Genomic DNA, 22,167 nt, shown 5'->3' with positions numbered 1-22,167 from the left:
TTTATAAATTATCATTTTTACTCAATAACTGTTTCCACTTCTTTAAGTTCTACCATTCAATATGCAATATTGCATATTCCACATGTTCGATTTATAAATATCCGATAATTATTTTATATAAATATAGAAGGGATAATGCTATATGTCTTTCTTCTCTTGGTCTCCTCTTATTTTCTTAGTAGTTGTTTCAATCATCATTTCTATTAAAAAACTTAAGAAACAATAATGTATTATTTGGAGGTGTAATAATGTCATTTGCAGCGTGGTGTGCAATTTTCATGACTTTAATAGGGGCAATATCCGGAGCAATTTTTGGTACAATCTCCTCTAGAAATTAAAGCAAAAATGAAATACTTACGTAAAAACGAATTTCTAATAAAACTCTATACAAAAAAGTAGCCTATAAAATTTTATAGGCTACTTTTCATTTCATCATTATTACTTAGCTAATTCTTTCGTACCCTTCATTACATCAACGAAGAATCCCCAGTTATTCACAACAGAAGAAATACTAATATGTTCATCTGGAGTGTGAACATTGAATATATCTGGACCGAATGAAATTGCATCTAATTCAGGCATCTTTTGAACGAATACACTGCATTCAATCCCTGCATGTACAGCGAAGATTTCAACATCTTTATTGTATTTTTCTTGATGCACTTTTTCAAATAAATTACGAATTTGTGAATTCGGATTGTATGGCCATTCTGGATACTCTGACTCGATTTCAAATGTTGCACCAACTAATTCGGCAATACATTTAATCTCATCTGCAATATGTTGTTTTAAACTATTTACAGAACTTCTCACTTCGTTACGTAATTTAATTTCATCTTGCAACGTTTCAATAACACCTAAATTTGTTGAGCTTTCTACTAGACCTTTAATATCCATGCTCATACTTTGAATGCCGTTCGGAATTAAGAATAATGATGAAATAAGTTGCTTTTGTGTTTCTTTAGCAAATACTTTTTCTACTTTCTCATCTAATTTTGTAAGTGTAACATGAACATCTGGATCAACAGCACGCATTTCTTCTTGTAATACTCGTGTCCATGATTCTAGTTTTTCTTCTACTTTCTCTACATCTTCTGTACGTAATACGATTGTAGCTATACTTTCACGCGGAATTGCATTCGTTTTTAATCCACCGTGAACTTCACTTATATCAAATTGAATATTTACTGATAAATCATGTAATACTCGTCCTAATACTTTGTTCGCATTACCGCGTTGTTTATCAATTTCCATACCAGAATGTCCGCCTTTTAGACCACCGACATATAGACGGTATGCATCCATATTCGCTGGTGCTTCATCCCAAATTACTGGAATCGTTTCAACAGCTTTTGCACCACCTGCGCTACTTACAAGCAATTTATGATCTTCTTCAGAATCAATATTAATAAAAATCTTTCCTTCAAAATGATTTGAATCAACAGCGAAAGCTCCGCCCATTGTCGTTTCTTCTTCAGTAGTAATAACTACTTCTAGTGCTGGATGCGGAATATCTTTTGAATCTAATAAAGCTAATGCATATGCAACTGCAATACCATTATCAGCTCCTAAAGTCGTTTGATTTGCATATAACATGTCCCCGATAATTCTTAATTTAATTGGATCTTTTTCAAAATCATGTACGGTTGCTTGATTTTTTTCACATACCATATCCATATGCCCTTGAATGATAATAGCTGGTACATTTTCATAACCAGCAGTTGCTTCTTTTTTAATAATGACATTTAATGCTTCATCTTGAATCACTTCTAAATTACGCTCTTTCGCAAAGCCAACTAAAAAATCACTAATTTCCTTTTCATTACCTGATCCTCTAGGAATCTTTGAAATTTCTGCAAAATGATAAAATACAGGGTGCTTTGTTAATTGTTCTAAAGTAGAATACATTTTTAAGCTCCTCTCAAAATAACAAAATAATATGTAAGTCTTTTATCATTATACCATGATTCATAATTTTACTTTTCTTTTAACTTTTAATTTGATGTTCATTTTATGTACAACACTATTACAACATTGTAAGGATGTTGTAATCTATATCGATTTTTCTCATTTCACAATAATCATATACTGTGTAAAGAAACAAATTGAAGGAGATAAAGAAAATGAAACAGTTTGTAGCAATTATTACACTATGTTTATTATTTTCTAGTTTTACTATTGGCTGTGAGAGAGCATCACTAAATCGAATTGGTAAAGATGTATATTACGTGCAGATTAAAGGCGAAGGAGATACCGAAAAAGTAGAAGATAGAAACTTACGAAACTATACGTTGCCCGCATATGATGAAGATGGCGTCAAAAAACAAATTACATTTAGAAGTACGAAAAAAGAAAACGACCAAAAGCTAAAAGAAGACGCGTTTTTACGCCTTTATGTAGATCAAGATGATAATAATAAAAAGGAAATATCATCAATTGAAGTAAAGTCCTATGAAGAGATCCAGAAAGCAGATTTACCTGAAAAAGTAAAAGATAAGTTTACTATTAAATAAAATAAAAAACAAAAGAAAATGCTCTATGCATTTTCTTTTGTTTTTGTCACTCGTATATATTTTGAACTGCTATTATTCATCAGTTTCTCTAACCGATTTATATTTTCCGTTAACGCACCTTTCACAAGAGAGAAATCTGTATTTGGTTCTTCTTTTTTTTCTTTAAAAAACGAAGACTTTTGTACATTTACTTCAGCCATCTCTTCTCCCCCTCTTCAAAAATATACAACCTTCTATTTATATTATATCGCAAATGTAAACAGCATGTACAAGTATCATTTTCTTTTTAATTCATCTTCTAATTCTTCTACTTGCTGTAATGTATCTCCTTTTATTAACGAGAAATCTGTTGTATCTTCAACTCCTACCTGGCATTCTCTCTTTTTCATTTTTGTTAATTATCATAAAATTACCAATATTAATCTACTATTTAATAATAATATTTGATATTATAAAAAAGTAGATTTTATTGTAATTATAATCTAATATATTTTTGATTAAAATAATTTTTCACACATAATGGATTTAAAAACAACACAGTCTATTTACACTATTATACGTCTAGATACAACAGAAAAGAATGAGGTTATTTCTAACAATGGATTCTTTGTTATTGAATCAACAAACACCCAATGGCTATTAACTCGAAATATAATAAATGATTCCTTTGATATAACCTATTTAACCAAAAATCTTTTCGAAAATGAAATAGCAAAACTAATAAAACATTAATCCTTTAAGACGGGAGTATATTTATATTGAATAAACAACAGCATTCTAGCAAAAAAAAGGAAGGTTTTTTCGAAAATAGGATATTACCTATCATCACTGTTCTTTCAGGTGTCATTCTACTAGTGTACAAAGGGTTAGAATTTATTTCAAAGTATGTATTAATTTTAATCTTATTTACACTAATTATTGCTTCGTTATACTTATTGTTTATGAAAGAAATAGTTGGTGCTGTTATTGGATTCATTTTTGCAGCCCTTGGGTATTATATGTATAAAGTCATTTTTAAACAAAAAAAGAAATAACGCATAAACAAATCATAAAGAGGTAATGTAAAAGAGAATGTTTTTACGCATTCTCTTTTACATTACCCTCTTTTATATACTTATATGGAATTGCCTCTACAAATTTTTCTAATCGATCTACATTTTGAGTCAATGCACCTTTCACAAGAGAGAAATCTGTATTTAGTTCTTCTTTTTTTTCTTTAAAAAACGAAGATTTTTGTACATTTAATTCAGCCATCTCTTCTCCCCTTTTTCAAAAGGATACAACCTTTTATTTATATTATATAGCAAATGCAGACAGCTTGTACATGTATCATTTTCTTTTCAATTCTTCTTCTAACTCTTCTACTTGCTGCATCGTATCCCCTTTAATTAACGAGAAATCCGTTGTATCTTCATTGTCTTCTTTAAAAAAATCATTGTCACTATTTTTTATCACTACAATCACCTCTACGTGCTAGTGTAGGAATGATTGTCCGATTTTATACAAGTTTGTCTAAATTCGCTTTACCTTTATGTATAAGTGAAAAGGACAGAAAAAATTCCTGTCCTTATTTACTAAAATAACTATGATGTATTGTTAAATTATATACATTTTCAAAATCTCGATCTTGCAGGTTATTTTTCTTCCCGTCAATAACAATGAAAACATCACTTACTATTTTTGCTGGTATAATTCCGACATTTTCTACTTGTACTGCTCTCTGCTCATTCAATTGCTCAATGTACTCTAACGGAATCATAGTACTAAATTGAGAACGGATACCACGAAAGTTTGTATTTAATTCCTTTGCCGCTTCAAATACAACAATTTTTGCTCCAATCTTTTCCCCATACGAATCTAAAAATGCGTTTAAGCTTTTTGTGTATTCTTCCTCCGTATGCCATTCCATCGTACCGAACACTGCTGGATTGACATTTTGAATGATTGTTGTGTATATTTCTCCCCTTGCTTTAGAAGCAATTAATGACCGTTTTATCGATTGAACCGTCTTGCCGATATCGCTAAATTTCGCTCCCCATATTTCTGAAATATTAGGTGTTAAAATAAATGCAATATCAACGAAAATAACCATTGCAGTGAACATTAAAAGATTTTTCCAGAGGGTTAAATCAATTCCTTTTATCATGAAATACACGGTGACTGATATTATAAACAACCCATACCAAGTCTTTCTAATACGTTGCTTCTTCTCCTCGTACAACTCTTCGTTTTTCCAATAAAAGAAAACAAGTACTAGAAAAACGATTGCTAAAATAAATAAGCCGATTCGAATGTTAGAGATCACCAATGACATCACCCTCCATTCAAAAACTACTCACGATATCATTACATGCACAAGCAACTCTCTTTATGACAAAAGACGTGGACAAGCTTCTAAATTTAGTTACATCGCATATACATTAGAAGGTACCACGTCTTTTATCTTGAATCTACATTGTATATGTAGACAAGCATGTGTTTCAAATTTTCATGTTAAAAAGAAATATGTTTCGGAATTTCCCCTTCAGGTACTTCTCCATCCATACTTAAGTAATAATGACGAATTGGACGTAAATCATCGTCTAATTCATACACGAGTGGTATGCTCGTTGGAATATTTAATGAAACGACACCATCGCTTGAAAGATTATCTAAATATTTTACTAGCGAGCGAATTGTGTTACCATGTGATGAAATGATTACTTTGTTACCATTCTTTAATTTCGGCGCAATTTCTGAATGCCAATAAGCAAGTACTCTTTTCTCCGTATCCACTAAACATTCTGTCAATGGAAACTCACCTTTTTTCAGTGCTTTATATCTTGGATCATTCATTTCATACCTGGGATCATCCTCAGTAAGAGCAGGTGGTCTTACATCAATACTTCTTCTCCAAATATGAACTTGCTCCTCACCATATTTTTGCGCGGTTTCATCTTTATTCAAACCTTGCAATGCACCATAATGTCTTTCATTTAGCTTCCAAGATTTATGTACTGGCACCCAGGTAAGATCCATCTCATGAAGTACAATCCATAACGTCCGAATTGCTCGTTTTAATACAGATGTATAAGCTACATCAAAAGTATATCCGTTTTTCTTTAATATCGCTCCTGCTTCTCTCGCTTCACTTAATCCTTTCTCTGATAAATCTACATCTGTCCATCCAGTAAAGCGATTTTCAAGATTCCATAAACTCTGTCCGTGACGAATAAGTACAAGTTTTATCATAATAATTCCCCTTTCGGAAATGTGAATTTTATTGTTCCATTGCGTACACGTATAAAGTATCTAGTAATGTATCTTTTTATCCATTCACTCTATGACCAAATCATAGTTGCCAAATGTATGGATAAAATTTGTTCTTTTTCAAACTATAAAAACAGATATATTTCTTTTTATTTTTGATCGATTGCAACTTCCCTTTTCGATATCCAAGCATCAAAACCTGATCGGCTATGTGCCATTTCATTCATAACTTGATGCCAATTTTCTTCACATGATTCACCAAATTTTGAAAAAATAGCACCCATTTGTTGTCTTTGTACATCGCTCAGTTTTTTCTCTAAATCGGCACCTTGTTCTGTTAAAGATAACTGTTTCACACGGCGATCATGTATAGCTTCATTACTCTCAATTAAGCCCTTTTCCACAAGTTGTCGTAATGGTCCGTGTAGAGCCTGTTTACTTATTTCTAACAGTGATAATAACTCATTTACGCTTATACCTGGAAAGCGTGCGATAAAAAATAAAATTCGGTGATGTACTCGTTGTATGCCATACTCTTTTATAATTTCATCTGGCTTTTCAGTAAATGTTTTATATGCAAAGTAAAATAAGGCTAATGCTTCATTCATCTGTTCTTCTTTATGTTGTGTCATCTACTTTCCCCCTGTATGTAAATTATACCACATTCTCGTAATGAATTTTTAAATCCATACTCTACGTTTATTACAAGACAGCAAAACAATGAGGAGATGATTCACTTGAAAACGCAATATACTGTTAGTACTTATTTATTAGACCGACTAAGCGAATTAGGAATTGAACATATTTTTGGTGTCCCTGGTGATTATAATTTGGCTTTTTTAGATGATGTAATAGCACATGAAAATGTAGAGTGGATTGGCAATTGTAATGAATTAAATGCGGCATATGCAGCAGATGGGTACGCTCGCATAAAAGGAATCGGAGCTCTTATTACCACCTTTGGCGTTGGAGAATTAAGCGCCATAAACGGCATTGCCGGCTCATATGCCGAAAACGTACCAGTTATAAAAATCACGGGCACACCAACAACAAAAGTAATGGAAAATGGAGCACTCGTTCATCATACGTTAGGTGATGGAAAGTTCGATCATTTTTCCAAAATGTATCGAGAAATCACTGTTGCACAAACTAATTTAACCCCAGAACATGCTGCTGAGGAAATTGACCGTGTGTTACGTGCATGTTGGAATGAAAAACGCCCTGTTCATATTAATTTGCCGATTGATGTGTATAATAAACCAATTAATAAACCTACAGAACCAATTTTACATAAACCGATTTTAAGTAATAAAGAAACACTGGATAAAATGCTTCTACATGCCATTTCAAAAATAAACAGTGCCAAAAAGCCTGTAATTTTAGCGGATTTTGAAGTGGATCGATTTCACGCTAAAGAATATTTATATCAATTTGTAGAAAAAACGGGGTTTCCTATTGCAACGTTAAGTATGGGAAAAGGAATATTTCCAGAAAAACACCCTCAATTTATAGGGATTTATACTGGTGATGTAAGTTCTCCATACTTGCGTAAAAGAATTGATGAATCTGACTGTATTATTAGTATTGGTGTGAAGTTAACTGATGCTATTACAGGTGGCTTCACACAAGGTTTTACGAAAGAACAAGTTATTGAAATTCATCCCTACACTGTGAAAATTACAGATAAAAAATACGGGCCAGTTGTAATGAAAGATGTTTTACAACAGTTAAGTAATGTAATTGAACATCGAAATGAGGAAACATTTGATATAAAGCCATTTATTTCAGAATCACTATCTATTACTGAAAAGTTTAATCCAAAGCCACAAATGGTTACACAAAAACGATTTTGGCAACAAATATACCATTTCTTACAGGAAAACGACGTCTTACTTGCAGAGCAAGGAACACCTTTCTTTGGTAGTGCCGCTATCCCTTTACCAAACGACACTACATATGTAGCGCAACCATTATGGGGATCGATCGGCTATACGTTACCTGCTCTACTTGGTACACAGCTCGCTAATTTATCGCGGCGCAACATTCTAATTATTGGTGATGGTTCTTTTCAATTAACTGTCCAAGAATTATCAACTATACTACGTCAAAATTTAAACCCAATTATATTTTTAATTAACAACAATGGTTATACTGTTGAACGTGCAATTCATGGTCAAAACGAACCGTATAATGACATACAAATGTGGGATTACACAAAACTAGCGAACGTATTCGGAACAGAAGAAAAAAGCCTAACATGTACAGTGGAAAATGAAATAGAGTTACAAGAAGTCTTAACTAAAATAAGTATTGATAAGGATCAACTTACCTTTGTTGAAGTTGTAATGAGCCAAGGGGATCAGCCTGAACTGCTAGCTAAACTTGGGAAAAGATTCGGCCAACAAAATTCTTAATATAAAAAGCATAACCTAATTATATACAAGGAAAAGGATGGAAAGTGCCACCCTTTTCCTTGTATATATACTATTTTAAGAACCTTCTTCGACTAACGTCTCGTGTGACAAGTCAAAATTCTTAATCAACCTTTAATTTTATAGCTTTTGTAGCAATAAATGTTTTAATATGCTTATCTAATATCCTTGTTCCACCAAAATCATCCTCATAAAAACCTGTTATAATAAAACCCGCTTCAATTTGGCCTTGGATTTGATCTTCCAGTGTATGCGCATATTCTATTGTTTGATTTGAATCGATGTAATCTTGAACTTCATCCTCTGGTAAATAATCCAATGTCGATGAAGGGATTGAATGTTTTACATCAAGAATACCTTTTTGTTCTTGATTATCATCAAAAATCCATAGTAACGGATTTGTAAATCCAGAAATGAGAATACCTTTATTCTTTAAAACCCTTGAAACTTCATTCCATACAAGATGTACATCTTTTACAAATAAATTAGAAACAGGATTTACAACAATATCAAAATATTCATCCTCAAAATCACTAAGGTCTGACATATCTCCTTGAACTGTTTTTAAAGTTAAACCATCTCGTTTTGCTACCTTTTCATCTTGTTCCAATTGCTTCTTGGATATATCAGTAACTGTTACATCCGCCCCAGCAGCAGCTAGAACAGGTGCTTGTTGCCCTCCACCTGACGCTAAGCAAAGTATCTTTAATCCATCTAATGATTTTGGAAACCAATCTCTAGGAACTGATTTTTCTGTGGTAACTGTGATTTCCCATTCACCTGATTTACTTCTTTCAATAACCTCGCTACTTACAGGTTGCGTATATCTAGAACCTTCTTCAACCTTTTTATCCCATGCATTACTGTTTTGTTGAGTTGTATCCATTATAACTATTCCCCCTAGCTATCTTGTTACATTTTAAGTGTAAGATCATTTACTATTTATGCTTTTTTCTATTAATCTAACCAATAATTAATACATATTTTTCTATATTTATATTAACAGATAAAAAGTAGTTAGAAAAATAAAATATTCAAAATAGAAAAAATATAAATTTATTTAAACAAATAAAAAGGCATTCCAAACTTGTTGACGGTTGGAACACCTTTTTATTTGTTATTTAAATTTTCAACCTCTTAACTACACCCATTAAACAAATCAATTACAATTTATTCCGCAAGTGTTAACTGCCAAGACACACCATACTTATCATTTAACCAACCAAATTTTTTACTAAATGGATAAGAACCTAAAGGCATTAGTACCGATCCATCCTCCGCTAGCTTATGAAAGACAGTTTCAATTTCTTCTTCTGTTTCACAAGTTACATAAAGAGACATAGATGGTGTAAATGTAAAACCATGCTTTACATAACTATCTATGCACATGAACTCTTGCCCGTGTAATGTAAACGTTGCATGAATGACAGTACCCTCTTTACCAGGTCCGTTTTCATCGTAACGAGAGATACTTACAATTTCTGATTGATCGAATAGCGACGTGTAAAAATTCATCGCTTCCTCAGCTTTTCCTTCAAACATTAAAAACGTAGTAATTTTTTGATTTGTGTTACTCATTTAGAGACAACCCCTTGTTATGTATTTATGCAAAATATACATCGGTTAACAAAAAACGAACATACATTCTCATTATTATATTGTCTATAAAAACGATGAGTTTGTCAATTATCTACATTCTTATTTCTTCTTAAATAATGCTGTCCAAAGAAATGATTCTCCAAACATAGTATTTGGTTGTTCAATCTGTTCCATCTTTCTAATTTCAATCACTTCAAATCCTTTAAATATCTCTCTTAGTTTTTCTTCCGAATAAGCAAGACCTCCTTGTAAACTCCATCCTCTATATACGTCCCAATCTGTTATTTCTGATCCATTTCGCTCATCTAAATCACCTGCCGCGAAACACGTTAATCCGAAATAACCACCTGATTTCAATGCGTTTTTAATTAAATCCACATAATTGACTCTTCTATGTGGTGGAATATGATGCAAACAGCCCGAATCGTATACAAAATCAAATTCATTTTGAACCTCTAAATTGAAAATTGAATCACAAATAAATTCAATTTCTACTCCTTTTGCTAACGCCCTCTCTTTCGCCCAGCTAATGCCTTCTATAGATAAATCTACTGCTGTTACATCAAACCCTTCATTTGCTAGATAAATTGCGTTTCTACCCGGCCCACATCCAAGTTCCAGTACTTTTCCTTTTGAAACCCGCTTTTTTTGTATATACGAAACTAGATTCTCATCTGGAACATTTTCAAAAAACGGAACATCTTTTTCTCTATTCGCATAAAATTCATTCCAAAATGGTTCTGCTGGTCTTAATAATGAATCCAGCATTTTAATAATATCTTCTTGCGTGTGCAACGTTTCATTTTTCATTTGCACCCCTCCAATTTTAATATTCAGAAAATTATTATATATCTTTTAGAACTTTAAGACAAAGAAAAACTCCTACATTCAATAGGAGTTTTTCTCTTTAAAATCCAAGTACAGCTAACCAGTTTAACAACTTCTCTTCTCGCGCTTTTAAATCATCGTTCCTAAGCTTACCTAACTGTATTTCACTAACAATTTCTCCGTCCGCCATAAAAAGAATTCTTTCTGTTTTTGCTGCTACTTTCACATCATGAGTGACTAACATAATGGTCGTTCCACCACGATTAATATTTAATAATATTTGCATTACTTCTTCTGTTGATTTTAAATTTAAAGCACCAGTCGGCTCATCTGCAAAAATAATATTTGGATTATTAATGAGCGCTCTACAAATAGAGACTCTTTGTAATTGCCCCCCAGATGCTTCGGTTATATAATGAGACGCTATATCACTTATCCCCATATTCTCCATTAGCTCTAGAGCACGTTTATTTACTATTTTCTTACTCTCACATTTCGCTAAATATGCTGACAAGATGATATTATCAAATAGGTTCAAGTTTCTAAGAAGGTTGCTCTGCTGAAAAATAAATCCTATTTCAGTAAGACGTAATTTCGCTAACGCTTCTTCTTTCATACATGATAATTCTTTACTATCAATTTTTACACTTCCTGATGACATTTGATCCATTCCACTAATATTATATAGTAATGTCGATTTCCCAGAACCAGAAGGCCCCATGACCGATACAAATTCTCCCTCATAAATCTCTAAATCTATATTTTTTAACACGTGATAATTTGTATTTCCATCCATTGAATATGTTTTGTTTACTTGCTTTACTTCTAAAATTTTTTTCAAGTGATACACCCCTACTCCCCATTTGGCTTTACATCGTTTGTTTGTTTCATAGTAAAACTACTGAAAAGCGTTGTTGCAGTCACACATATACATAATATAGCTGGACATATTACATAAGAAACGATAGGATTCACGACAAACTTTATATGAGCAGCTCCCATAAAAGACCCTAACCAACTTACTAACATTTCACCAAACGTAGCAGCTATACATGTCCCTATCACAATGCCTAATAATACAATGAAGATAGAACGTGTTATATACTGTATACGAATATCTTTACTAGAAAAACCGATATTTTTCATAATTAAAATTTGCGAAGAATCTTTTGCTAATAACATTTTAAAAAACATTGCAGTAATTAAAACTGATATCAATATCGCAATCAAAATAGCCACTTGTGTCACGAGTCTTAATTGTTTAATTGTTTCTCCTAAAGTTTGCGTTACATAATCATTTGTATCTGTTATTTTTACAGAACTAAATTTTTGTTTATACTCCTTCACTTTTTCTTGCAAATCCACTTTAGGCTTCATATCTACATTTACTACATACCATAATATATTTTCATTATTATTAGAAAAACTAGCTTTAGCTGTTTTCCCACCATTCGTTACATCTTGATACATACCACTAATCGTTAGTGTTTTCTCTTTCCCATCAACAAATAAAACGATATGATCCCCTACATTCTTTTTTAATTCATTTGCGTTCATATAAGAAAGAGAAATTTCATTTTCATTTTTTGGTGCCCTACCTTGGATATAGTCTAATGGAAATTTAGTGAAGTCTCCCATTTCTACATTTAAGTTTTCATGTGTACCATCAGCGTTTACCATTTTAAATGTACTCGTAACAAATGTTGCATATTTTTCTACTTCTTTATCATTTTTTACATATGAAATAACACCCTTAAAACGTTTCTCTATATTTTCAGTTTGCTGTAAATCTATTCGAATATCACTTTTTCCTGTTCCCATATAATTTACAAAATCCGGTGACTGAATCGTATACAAAAAGTTAACAGGTACAACAATCATGAACACAGCTATTATTAATACGATACTTAACACACGATATAACTTGAATCTTTTTATAACATCTTGTATACCAATAAATATATTTACATTTGTAAATTTAGTTTGTTTGAGTGAAAAGGATTTTCTAATCTTTCTTTTTCCTAGTTTATCTCTTGATTGTAAAGCGTCTATTGCTGTAATTCCCCTAAAATTCCGCAAAATAATACGACAGAACAGGATAACGACTAAAAATAACAATGTTGTAATTATGAATGGCACAATATTGTGTAAAATGCTTTTATTTGCCGCCCCCATATAAAGGGTGATATTTGAAGTGAAGATTTTTGTAACAAATAGTGAGAGTATATATCCACATATACATCCACCAGCTGAAATCACAATATATTTTGTTATATATAATTTTTGAATATCTTTGTTATGAATCCCAATTGCTTTCATAACACCAATTTCTCGATAATCTTCTTCCATCGAAGTAATGATCGTAAATCTAATACATAACATTGCAATTAACATTAATAATCCACTTATTATGATAAGTACGGCAGCTATTATTCCGTCTGTTAATGAATTGAGTGTTTTAAATAGTGAGTACGTAATAGAGGGATCTTTTTGAGGTAAGTTCGATGACTTATATAGATTTTCAAATTCATTTATTTTATATTCGTCTGTTAGCTGGAATTCAATAAGATATTCGCTTTCTCCAAAATTTCTTTTTATTCTTTCAAAATCCTTATTGCTTATTACAAATCGTTTTGAACTAACGATTGATGGGTTCATTTGAACATCACGAACAAATGCTGAAATCGTAAATTCTAGTTCATTATTATCTTTAATAACCCATATTTTATCTCCCATACGCAAATTATATTTTTGCATATAATAAATGGGTACACCTATTTCCCCTTTCCTAACATCGACCACTTCATTATTTAAATTTAATAAAAAATCAAACTTACTATTTTGTTTCACGAAACTAATGTCCATTACACTATTATGTTCTGCTTGATTTTTCTTTTTAATAAAAATGTTAGATCCATTTATTTGAACCATCTCAGCCGTTTGCTGTTTTTTTACAAACGGATTTTTTTCTACAAAGGAATCAATTGACTTTTGATTTACTTCTCCGGCATGCATTTGTACGAAGTGCGGTGCGTTTGATACTTTAACCAATTGATCCATTGAGTTCAATAGATTTATAACATTACTTGAAGCACTAGCCATTAAAAGACTTGATAACATGATAAACATAAATAAAATGGTAATTATCATTTTATTTTGAGAGAAATCTCTTTTTAACATTCTCCTAATCATATTAAGCTAGTTCCCTTCATTCGATAGTATTTTCTTCGTCACAACCGCTATTAATAACATTATGAAACTAATAACTAATATAGGTAAATAAATTTTCATGCTGAATTCTTCAAACATAAAACCGTAAATGACTTGCCCAATCGGTGCCATACATTGGGATACCGCTGTTATAATTGCCATTACTTTTCCTAAGTTCTCATTTGGTGTTTTCTTTTGAACTACAGTAATCACATAGATGGATACAATTGTCATAATCATTGCAATTAGAATAGAAGAAAGTATAAAGAGAATAAATGGTGGATAGTATCCTAAATTAAGAATAACTGGTGTAACTGATAGTGCCATCGGTATTACTAATAGAGCTATTAAAATCATCCAATAATACAATGTTTTCATCTGTAGCTTTTTCGCAAAAAAACCTATTGATAATGCACCTATTATAGTAGCAAAATCGATCAATCCCATTCCAATGCCATATAACGTGTGGCTACTCTCCATTGTTACTCGTATAATAATTGGAGCACCAACAACAAATAGCGGCGTCAGTATTAAATTTAGTAATGCGGCTAAAAGCATAGATTTCAAAATAAATGACTGTTTTAAAACGTATATAAACCCTTCTTTCATATCCTTTACAATTGTCGGTATGATATGGCTTTCTTGCACTCTCTTTATAAAAGGTATTGTAATAAACATTTCTAAAATCGCAGATAAAAAGAAAGCAAAGCAACTTATTATTACGAGCATTTTCAAACCAATTATGCCGTACAATATTCCTCCTAATACAGGAGCAACTATATTAGATAATGCTTGCACACCATTTACGATACCGTTCGCTTGTTCTAACTTTTTCTCTGGAACTAATTGCGGAATACTCGCCATTACAACTGGTGCGTACATTGCATTAACGATTGCTAGTAAAAACATAATTGTTCCGATCAATAGAATAGATACAGATCCAGTAAATAGCAAAACTATAAAGCTTAATACAATCGCAGCATTTATAAAATCAAAAATAACCATTACATTACGGCGATTGAAACGATCTGCTATCGCTCCACCAAGAGGAGCTAGCAAAAACGGAATACTTGTTACCGCATATAATCCTGCAAATATATCAGCACGCCCTGTTATATCAAGTACATATAATGACAGAGCAAAACGTAAAAGTGTTGAACCTAAAATAGTAATAATTTGCCCACTCACCATTAAATAAAAATCTTTCATCGAAGGTTTTATACTAATAGACATCATAATCACACCCTTTCTTTAATTTAGACCGACTGTCGGTCTATAATAAACAAACAGAAAAAATATTATTTCTGTTTCATTAAAACCTCCAGCATATAATTAAACGATCCTTCTTTCGCTCCAACAGATACTTCCATCATTTTAATATAAGCTTTCACTCTCCTCATCATTTCTTCCGGCTTCCATTGGAATAACCCATCATCAAATATAACTTGCGCTGAAGATAGTAATAGTTCAATCGTTTCTTGTGGATATGAAGTCGAAAATATCCCTTCTTCAATTCCTTGTTCTAAAATTTCTGTTAATACAGGAGATAAATGAATAATGGATTGTACTAAACTTTTTTGATGCATTTCTGCATTATTTGGTTGATGAAATTGCTCAATCATTTTATCTTTTACATCCCCTGATTTTGGCGATTGCTCCATTAAAACTCGAAATAACTTTTCTAATACTGGTATATTTGGATTAGAGACGATTACTTTCGCTTTAGCAACATCTTCTTTAATAATCCTCATAATAATCTCATCCATTACTTCTTCTTTCGATTTAAAATAATGATAAAACGTCCCCTTTGCTATCCCTATCTCTTTTAAAATGTCATTTACTGTTGTTTTTGTATAACCTTTCGTAAGAAATAATCGTTCAGCTGTTTCTAAAATTTCTTTTCTACGCTCCTCATATTCCTTTACTATTCGCATTCAAGTTCCCCTTCCCATCAGACCGACTGTCGGTCTATTTAAATTATATGCTTAGTTAGTAAAAAGTTTCCTATTATCGTATATATACAACTACCTACTTTCTATTTCCTTTATAAATTTTTATTTTTTAACTTCCGTTTAATTTGTTTAAAATGTATCTCATGTTTCTTACCGTCACCTTTCATTTGAGGAAAAGAACGATGCCCCCGCTTGATCCTATTTTTCTTGATTCTTCATTCAAACGCACAATACTTTATAGTTTTTCAGCTCCTTTACCACAAATCTACGCATCTCCTTTTCATCGATGACTTCAAAAAATGACAATTGATTCATACGAAACGGTTTCCCTCTGTTCGATCTATTTACTTATGAATGGATTATTTTGTTAAGTTCCAATATGTAATTTTGCATATTTCATACTTTTAATTTTTGCACATGCGATAATTTATTTATAAAAATATAAATTATTAATAAGGGTGATTTATATGAGCAAGTTCCGAAATAAGATGATTAAATATTTGCAAACATTTTGGGGATGTTTAGCATTTGGTGTATTAATGTTTGCTATCTTCTTAATTATGAATTTAATAGATGCATCTTTAAACACATTAAGCTGGAGAGACTGGCTAGGTTCTGTAGCAGGCGCAGCCATTTTATCTGTTGGGATGTTTACTTTAAATAAATTGGATTTAAAATAAATATTCGGTCAATACTGAATGTAGGCTGTATGCCAACATTCATGTAAAGTAGTCTTCTCTGTATCTCCTTGTATTGAGCAGTTAGCTTTTGCTAGCTGCTCTTTTATTTCGTTCCAGTTCTTACCTCTTAAAGAACTCTTTAACTACGTTTTCCCAATAAATACACATATCTATTCCCCTTTACTATAAAATGAAATCTTTATTTTGTTATACGCTTCCATTCGTTCCATATGCATTCTCCCTTTCTCAACTATTAACCGGACAAGCATATATTATTGTATGGAGGAATCCACTCATAAAAATCTACCTTTCTTGTCAAAGAGCATGCTTATATGTATGTTCCTTTTTATTATGTTTCCTTTCATTTCTAAATAGCATTTTCAACTCTATTCATACTATTTTTTCAACTTTAGGTTACAAACTATTTCTGTAAGCGTAGTATCTCCTTTGTACAATAGGCAATTAGTGTTACCCATAACAGTACACTTCTGCACTATTCACTATAAATTTTCATATATTGTATTGTGCTTGTCCAAAACGTGAGGTTGTTACTCACGCAATCTAAATGAAAGAAAGGAGTGAAAATATGCGATCATCTAGTCGTAAGCTCACGAACTTTAATTGTAGAGCACAAGCCCCCAGTACACTACCAGCTCTCGGTTTTGCTTTTAATGCTACTTCACCTCAATTTGCCACACTATTCACGCCACTACTACTACCTAGTACGGGCCCAAATCCAAACATTACTGTCCCTGTAATCAATGATACAATTAGTACAGGAACTGGTATTAGAATTCAAGTAGCTGGTATTTATCAAATCAGTTATACATTAACAATCAGCCTCGATAATGTTCCAGTAGCCCCGGAAGCAGCGCGCTTTTTCTTAACACTAAACTCATCAACTAATATTATTGCAGGATCAGGAACCGCAGTCCGTTCTAATATCATTGGCACTGGTGAAGTAGATGTATCCAGCGGTGTCATTCTAATAAACTTAAACCCTGGTGATTTAATTCAAATTGTACCCGTTGAAGTAATTGGTACAGTAGATATTCGTTCTGCCGCTTTAACAGTTGCACAAATTCGTTAATAAAAACAATATGCTTGGCTAATTAACATTTAATATTCCTTATACACCCCAAAATATATGTTATAGATTTGACACACATTTATATCAAACAAGCATATTTTATTGTATGGTGACTATGTAGTCACACAAATCTAAAGCGTTCATAAGAGCACACTTATATGTGTGCTTTATTTTTTATGAAAATCAAGCTTTAATATAGCTATTTTGTTTTACTTTATACTCATCACTCTTTTGAACATTTACCTTTTTATTGTTATATTTGCTCATTCTTTTTCTACTTTGTTTTACTAATTAGTTGATTAATTTCGCAAACACCATTTATTAAACATTCCATGTTTCTTCACCCCCTGAATATTTCCCAAATAAAAATACATACTATTTTCAAGCCGCCGTGTCCACGGCTAATACTTCTTTCTTTTGTTACAGCAGAAGCAGATAGATTTTTCACTTATCTGCTTTCTCTGTATATTTTTTAGGGAATCGAAAATAATACGAACAAGCTGTTTGAACTAGCAGCTTCACTCTTCTCGCAATGGGGATGCAAATTATCACAATTAGCTAACTCATTGAGCTCACTGGCAGACAACCAAAATCGTTGTCTGCTTTTTGTATGAGATTTTTTGTTTTACATATACTACTTTTGAACCTGCAGACCAATACGAGCCATTTTGGTGCTTGGGATTTCCCTTCCGGGGATAAGTATTTTTTACTTATCCCTTTTTTTGTATAGACACTTATATTTAGGGTAAAACTAATCACAAGCAGATTTTCTGTTTATGCGTAGTTCTAAACAAGATTACTTTTTCTCCTATTAAAGGACAGCAGGTACGACTGCTAGTCCTTTTTCTTATTTCGCATACTATCCCTTCTATTAACTTCACACTACATTACCTTCATCGCCGTAGTAAGTAACTTCCCAATAAGGATGGCAGTTGTGCATCTCGAGTTCCCATCGAACAAAACTAACAAAGTTACAAATTTCTTTCACCAAATCGGCCAATTCTTTGTTTGCAAAAGATGTTTTTATATCGTTATACCAATTGATTTTTTCATAATTCGTATCATCATCAGAGGGGCTAGTACGAATTGCTTTCTCTCGATTTTTTTCGATTAAATATTGTTCATACGTAAGTTGCACTTGTTCTTGAATTACGACATGGTTGTAATACCCTTGTTCTACTGGTTTTGGACTATAAACTTTCCTTTGTAAGTTTTAAATACGTTGAATGAAATTTCCGTTTTTTTCTTGCTATCATCCTTGTTCTATACAAACAAAAAAGAGCCACAATATTTTGCGACTCTTTACAATTATAACTATTTAACGGCCACGTCTTTGCTGACCTTGCTTTGTACTACCTTTTTTATTACTTGGCTTATTAAATGATCGGTTGTTTTCATTTCTTGAACTATTTCTTGCATCACTTCTTGAGCCATTTCTCGAACCACGTCTTGAATCACTTCTTGAACCTTCACGGCTATCTCTTTGACGATACTCGCCTGATTTCTTCGGAGCCGGCCTTGGTACCGGTTTTCCATTTTCATCTACACGTTTTATCTTCGGTTGTTCGATTATTTCTCTTTGTATTGATGCGCCAAGCGTTTTTTCAATTTCTTCTAAATGTTTTTCATCTTTCGCTGCAACAAACGTAATTGCAAGACCTGATCCACCTGCACGTCCTGTTCGGCCAATGCGGTGAATGTAATTCTCTACATCTTCAGGGATATCATAGTTAAATACGTGCGTTACACCATCTACATCAAGTCCACGAGCTGCTACATCCGTTGCGATTAAGTACTGAATTTTAGCTTCGCGGAAACTCTTCATAACTCTTTCACGTTTCGCTTGAGGTATATCACCATGAAGTTCAGCACAATTATAACCTAGTCCTTTTAAATTATCATAAAGCTTACTCGCTCTAACCTTTGTACGACAGAAAATAACTGCTAGAAATGGCTGATCACGGTCCATAACAAAACGAAGTGCATCGGGCTTTGCACGATCTGTCGTCTCAATGACACGCTGCTCAATTGTATTTACCGTTACTTCTTCACTTTGTACTTGAATCATTTGCGGCTCATCCATATAACGCTTCGCCAATTTTTTAATATCTTTTGGCATCGTTGCTGAGAATAACATCGTTTGTTTACTACCAGGTGTCTCATCTAAAATATCTTCAATATCATATAAGAAACCGAAATAAAGCATTTGATCCGCTTCATCTAGTACAATGGTTGTAAGATTACTCAAATCAATTGTTTCACGTCGTATATGATCTAATAATCGTCCTGGTGTCGCAACAACAATATGTGTATTACCTTTTAACTTTCTCAATTGTTGTGCTACATCTTGACCGCCATAAATCGCTAATACATTAATATCTTCTCTTTGCACAAGCATTTTTTTAATTTCAGTTGTAATTTGCAGTGCTAGTTCCCTTGTTGGTGCAACAATTAAAGCCTGAACATCGCTACATTCTGGATCGATTTTTTCTAAAATTGGTAACACAAATGCTAACGTTTTACCCGTACCTGTTTTTGCCTGCCCAATAATATCTTTACCAGACAGAATAACAGGAATTGCCTTCTCCTGAATCGGTGTTGCTTCTGTAATTCCATTTTCACGTAATGTATGATTAAACGTTTCACTAATTCCTAATTCTAAAAAGTTTTTCACATTGACCACTTCTTTTCCTTATTTTTCACATTAGCTTTCATTGTACCATTTGTTTCCCCAAATATGAAAAATAAAAAAATTCTTATCTTCTTTTTTTATATTCATCGTGTACTAGGTGGACAAATTCTTTTTGCTTTTTCTCACATTTTATTAATGCTTCCATGTTAGTAGAAGACAAAATGAACTTCTTAATTTTTCTATTACTCCAAATTAATTTTGTATACTTTGTATCTTCGTGTAGTTTTCGAAACCACTCAAATTCGCTTAATTTAGCAATATGATGTTTTAATTTCATGTCATTTCGAGGATAAAATGTAATTATATCCATTATTACATCAAACAATAAACTCATCTTCTCCCCTCCAATACATATATTTCAATGTTATGGAAACATAGTTACAGGGCGATAAAATTGACCATTACACTCATCAAGATATTTTGCATATTTTTCTTACTATATTTTCAATCGACCTCCATTATTATGGAAAAACCTCAAACAGATGTGATAAGTGAATTTAAACAAGCTTTACTCATAAATGATAAAAAATTAATGCAGTCCTATATAACAGAAGGGATTGAACTACAATGTTAATGATTTGATTAGAATTGCAGAATCTATGAATTAAAAAACCGATCTTTTCTATATAAGAAAGATCGGTTTTTTATTATTTTATATATTGACTTTCCCCCCATGATAGCAATAATACTTTACAGCTTTAAGGTCTTTAATCCTCTTTAAAGACTCTTCCGCTTTTTCTATATCTAAGCAAAAATCCGGATTAGCTATTACTAACTCACGATTCTCTTGAACAGCCGCATCTCCCGTAATTACAAAATCTAAATTCGGAAAATATAATGAAATATGTCCCGAAGTATGTCCTGGGGTCGCTACTATTTGACATTCACCATTCAAAATCATTTGGCCATCATGTACTTTTTCATCGACGAAAATATGTCTTATATTTTTTAACTGTTGTATAAACCATTTACCAAATTCTTTTTCTTCATTTGGCATACGTTCTAACATTTCTTCTGCTTGAACTAATCTCTCTGATTTTATATCACCATTAATGTAGTTAGATTCAATTTCACTAGCAATAATATTAACTTGAGGATATTTCACTTTAAAATCATATAAAGATCCTATATGATCGTCATCATAATGAGTAATAATTATATTTTTTAAGTTTTTCATCTTGTATCCATGTTTTAAAATTGCCTCTTCAATTAAAGGTAAAAAATTCATATACCCTGTATCTACTAAAGTTAATTCATCGTTTACTATTATTAAACTTGGATAAATACATTGTTTTTGCTCGTTAAATTCGAATTCAATTGGTAGTTCTATTATCTTCATTTTTCTTCCCCCATACCACTTAATAAATGTTTAATAAAAACTAAATCATTTACATACATTTCGTTCAAATTTACGTTTAATGTGTACTTTCTATATAGCAAAGAAAAAAGCATCCGTTATGAATGCTTTCCTTATCTTACCTGTTCAACTACATAAATCAACTTTGGCCTATCCGAAACCTGATATGTATAGTCTTCATTTTTATGCATATATGTTTCTATCCTATTTATCACTTTAAACATTCTGTCTGAATTCGCACTGAACCGAGATACTGAATCACATAAAACTATTGACCCTTTCTTGTAAAAATTTACAATTTCATAAATATCTCGTTCTAAACAAACTTCTCCTACTTGCAAATCCTCTTTCGCTTCATAGTTATAAATTCCCATTCTCATTCCCCCAAAAAATTGTATTTTTTCTTACAACATCCCCTCGTTACATAAATAATACCACGATAAAATTCTAAAACTCAAACTCATCGGCTTCATCTGAGAAAATAAAAAAACATCACCGAAGTGACTACTTTCAAGAAGATGGGAGAAAAGAGAGGAAAAAATAATTCAAAACAAAGTAACACCTG

General features: G+C 32.1%; 24 protein-coding genes and 1 pseudogene. 6 read left to right on the top strand and 19 right to left on the bottom strand.

The window, feature by feature from the left end; all coding sequences use genetic code 11:
- Nucleotides 1–438 precede the first annotated feature (438 nt).
- Nucleotides 439–1,908: a beta-Ala-His dipeptidase gene (gene pepD, locus NST14_RS12850; protein WP_000287532.1), complete on the bottom strand. Its 1,470-nt coding sequence runs from the start codon at nt 1,906–1,908 to the stop codon at nt 439–441.
- A 215-nt stretch (nt 1,909–2,123) separates the two neighbouring features.
- Between pepD and NST14_RS12845 the strand changes: the two genes are divergently transcribed.
- Nucleotides 2,124–2,513 (top strand): YxeA family protein, encoded by a 390-nt coding sequence (locus NST14_RS12845; RefSeq protein WP_000808872.1) that lies wholly within the window; start codon nt 2,124–2,126, stop codon nt 2,511–2,513.
- Between the two features lie 23 nt (nt 2,514–2,536).
- On the opposite strand, the gene spoIISB (NST14_RS12840) is transcribed toward NST14_RS12845, so the two are convergent.
- Complete coding sequence (spoIISB, locus tag NST14_RS12840) at nt 2,537–2,713, bottom strand: stage II sporulation protein SB (protein ID WP_000852621.1); 177 nt, start codon at nt 2,711–2,713, stop codon at nt 2,537–2,539.
- 558 nt (nt 2,714–3,271) lie between these two features.
- Here spoIISB (NST14_RS12840) and NST14_RS12835 point away from each other — a divergent pair.
- On the top strand, nt 3,272–3,547 hold the full coding sequence (locus tag NST14_RS12835) for a hypothetical protein (RefSeq protein ID WP_001041552.1): 276 nt from the start codon (nt 3,272–3,274) through the stop codon (nt 3,545–3,547).
- Nucleotides 3,548–3,590: 43 nt separating this feature from the next.
- Here NST14_RS12835 and spoIISB (NST14_RS12830) read toward each other — a convergent pair whose 3' ends face one another.
- The 5 genes from spoIISB (NST14_RS12830) to NST14_RS12810 form a co-directional block, all read right to left on the bottom strand.
- A complete protein-coding gene (gene spoIISB, locus NST14_RS12830; protein ID WP_000819051.1) occupies nt 3,591–3,767 on the bottom strand; it encodes a stage II sporulation protein SB in 177 nt (58 codons plus the stop codon).
- A gap of 75 nt (nt 3,768–3,842) precedes the next feature.
- On the bottom strand, nt 3,843–3,968 hold the full coding sequence (locus NST14_RS12825) for a hypothetical protein (protein WP_000594783.1): 126 nt from the start codon (nt 3,966–3,968) through the stop codon (nt 3,843–3,845).
- A gap of 112 nt (nt 3,969–4,080) precedes the next feature.
- Nucleotides 4,081–4,818, bottom strand: coding sequence for a type II toxin-antitoxin system SpoIISA family toxin (locus tag NST14_RS12820; protein WP_001997496.1), 738 nt, complete (start codon nt 4,816–4,818; stop codon nt 4,081–4,083).
- A gap of 188 nt (nt 4,819–5,006) precedes the next feature.
- On the bottom strand, nt 5,007–5,744 hold the full coding sequence (gene gpmA / locus NST14_RS12815) for a 2,3-diphosphoglycerate-dependent phosphoglycerate mutase (RefSeq protein WP_000594125.1): 738 nt from the start codon (nt 5,742–5,744) through the stop codon (nt 5,007–5,009).
- Between the two features lie 167 nt (nt 5,745–5,911).
- Nucleotides 5,912–6,394: a MarR family winged helix-turn-helix transcriptional regulator gene (locus NST14_RS12810; protein ID WP_000191884.1), complete on the bottom strand. Its 483-nt coding sequence runs from the start codon at nt 6,392–6,394 to the stop codon at nt 5,912–5,914.
- Between the two features lie 96 nt (nt 6,395–6,490).
- Between NST14_RS12810 and NST14_RS12805 the strand changes: the two genes are divergently transcribed.
- On the top strand, nt 6,491–8,176 hold the full coding sequence (locus tag NST14_RS12805; protein ID WP_229142733.1) for an alpha-keto acid decarboxylase family protein: 1,686 nt from the start codon (nt 6,491–6,493) through the stop codon (nt 8,174–8,176).
- A 121-nt stretch (nt 8,177–8,297) separates the two neighbouring features.
- Here the strand turns inward: NST14_RS12805 and NST14_RS12800 are convergent, their stop codons facing one another.
- The 7 genes from NST14_RS12800 to NST14_RS12770 form a co-directional block, all read right to left on the bottom strand.
- Nucleotides 8,298–9,080: a class I SAM-dependent methyltransferase gene (locus NST14_RS12800; protein ID WP_000381793.1), complete on the bottom strand. Its 783-nt coding sequence runs from the start codon at nt 9,078–9,080 to the stop codon at nt 8,298–8,300.
- A gap of 284 nt (nt 9,081–9,364) precedes the next feature.
- The gene (locus NST14_RS12795; RefSeq protein ID WP_229142732.1) at nt 9,365–9,772 is read right to left on the bottom strand and encodes a VOC family protein; all 408 of its coding nucleotides are present in this window, start codon (nt 9,770–9,772) and stop codon (nt 9,365–9,367) included.
- A gap of 120 nt (nt 9,773–9,892) precedes the next feature.
- Entirely contained in the window at nt 9,893–10,603 is a 711-nt protein-coding gene (locus NST14_RS12790; RefSeq protein ID WP_000787480.1) for a class I SAM-dependent methyltransferase, read from the bottom strand.
- 97 nt (nt 10,604–10,700) lie between these two features.
- Nucleotides 10,701–11,462 carry an ABC transporter ATP-binding protein gene (locus tag NST14_RS12785; protein WP_000721687.1) on the bottom strand — a complete coding sequence of 254 codons (762 nt, stop codon included), beginning with the start codon at nt 11,460–11,462 and terminating at the stop codon, nt 10,701–10,703.
- Nucleotides 11,463–11,473: 11 nt separating this feature from the next.
- On the bottom strand, nt 11,474–13,813 hold the full coding sequence (locus NST14_RS12780) for an ABC transporter permease (protein ID WP_229142731.1): 2,340 nt from the start codon (nt 13,811–13,813) through the stop codon (nt 11,474–11,476).
- A gap of 6 nt (nt 13,814–13,819) precedes the next feature.
- Nucleotides 13,820–15,067 carry an MFS transporter gene (locus NST14_RS12775; protein WP_000987083.1) on the bottom strand — a complete coding sequence of 416 codons (1,248 nt, stop codon included), beginning with the start codon at nt 15,065–15,067 and terminating at the stop codon, nt 13,820–13,822.
- 62 nt (nt 15,068–15,129) lie between these two features.
- On the bottom strand, nt 15,130–15,765 hold the full coding sequence (locus NST14_RS12770) for a TetR/AcrR family transcriptional regulator (protein WP_001223577.1): 636 nt from the start codon (nt 15,763–15,765) through the stop codon (nt 15,130–15,132).
- Nucleotides 15,766–16,250: 485 nt separating this feature from the next.
- Between NST14_RS12770 and NST14_RS12765 the strand changes: the two genes are divergently transcribed.
- Together NST14_RS12765 and exsF are read left to right on the top strand one after the other, a co-directional pair.
- A complete protein-coding gene (locus NST14_RS12765; protein WP_000033169.1) occupies nt 16,251–16,463 on the top strand; it encodes a hypothetical protein in 213 nt (70 codons plus the stop codon).
- Nucleotides 16,464–17,049: 586 nt separating this feature from the next.
- Complete coding sequence (exsF, locus tag NST14_RS12760) at nt 17,050–17,553, top strand: exosporium protein ExsF (protein ID WP_001257912.1); 504 nt, start codon at nt 17,050–17,052, stop codon at nt 17,551–17,553.
- An 877-nt stretch (nt 17,554–18,430) separates the two neighbouring features.
- On the opposite strand, the gene NST14_RS12755 is transcribed toward exsF, so the two are convergent.
- The 3 genes from NST14_RS12755 to NST14_RS12745 all read right to left on the bottom strand — a co-directional run bounded on the left by NST14_RS12755 (nt 18,431) and on the right by NST14_RS12745 (nt 20,579).
- A complete protein-coding gene (locus tag NST14_RS12755; RefSeq protein ID WP_220778634.1) occupies nt 18,431–18,691 on the bottom strand; it encodes a hypothetical protein in 261 nt (86 codons plus the stop codon).
- Between the two features lie 180 nt (nt 18,692–18,871).
- A complete protein-coding gene (locus NST14_RS12750) occupies nt 18,872–20,236 on the bottom strand; it encodes a DEAD/DEAH box helicase (protein ID WP_229142730.1) in 1,365 nt (454 codons plus the stop codon).
- A gap of 73 nt (nt 20,237–20,309) precedes the next feature.
- Nucleotides 20,310–20,579: a hypothetical protein gene (locus NST14_RS12745; protein WP_000054539.1), complete on the bottom strand. Its 270-nt coding sequence runs from the start codon at nt 20,577–20,579 to the stop codon at nt 20,310–20,312.
- Nucleotides 20,580–20,606: 27 nt separating this feature from the next.
- Between NST14_RS12745 and NST14_RS12740 the strand changes: the two are divergent.
- Nucleotides 20,607–20,810 (top strand): annotated as a pseudogene (locus NST14_RS12740) (hypothetical protein); the annotation flags it as partial.
- Between the two features lie 87 nt (nt 20,811–20,897).
- On the opposite strand, the gene NST14_RS12735 reads toward NST14_RS12740, so the two are convergent.
- Both NST14_RS12735 and NST14_RS12730 read right to left on the bottom strand, forming a co-directional pair.
- Entirely contained in the window at nt 20,898–21,584 is a 687-nt protein-coding gene (locus NST14_RS12735; RefSeq protein ID WP_000691137.1) for an MBL fold metallo-hydrolase, read from the bottom strand.
- A gap of 131 nt (nt 21,585–21,715) precedes the next feature.
- Entirely contained in the window at nt 21,716–21,976 is a 261-nt protein-coding gene (locus NST14_RS12730; protein WP_000513520.1) for a hypothetical protein, read from the bottom strand.
- Between the last annotated feature and the right edge of the window lie 191 nt (nt 21,977–22,167).

The organism is Bacillus sp. FSL W8-0519 (genome assembly GCF_038005585.1).
GTDB lineage: Bacteria > Bacillota > Bacilli > Bacillales > Bacillaceae_G > Bacillus_A > Bacillus_A paranthracis.
The sequence above is the reverse complement of the archived record's forward strand: the minus strand, read 5'-3'. Positions and strand labels throughout refer to the sequence as shown.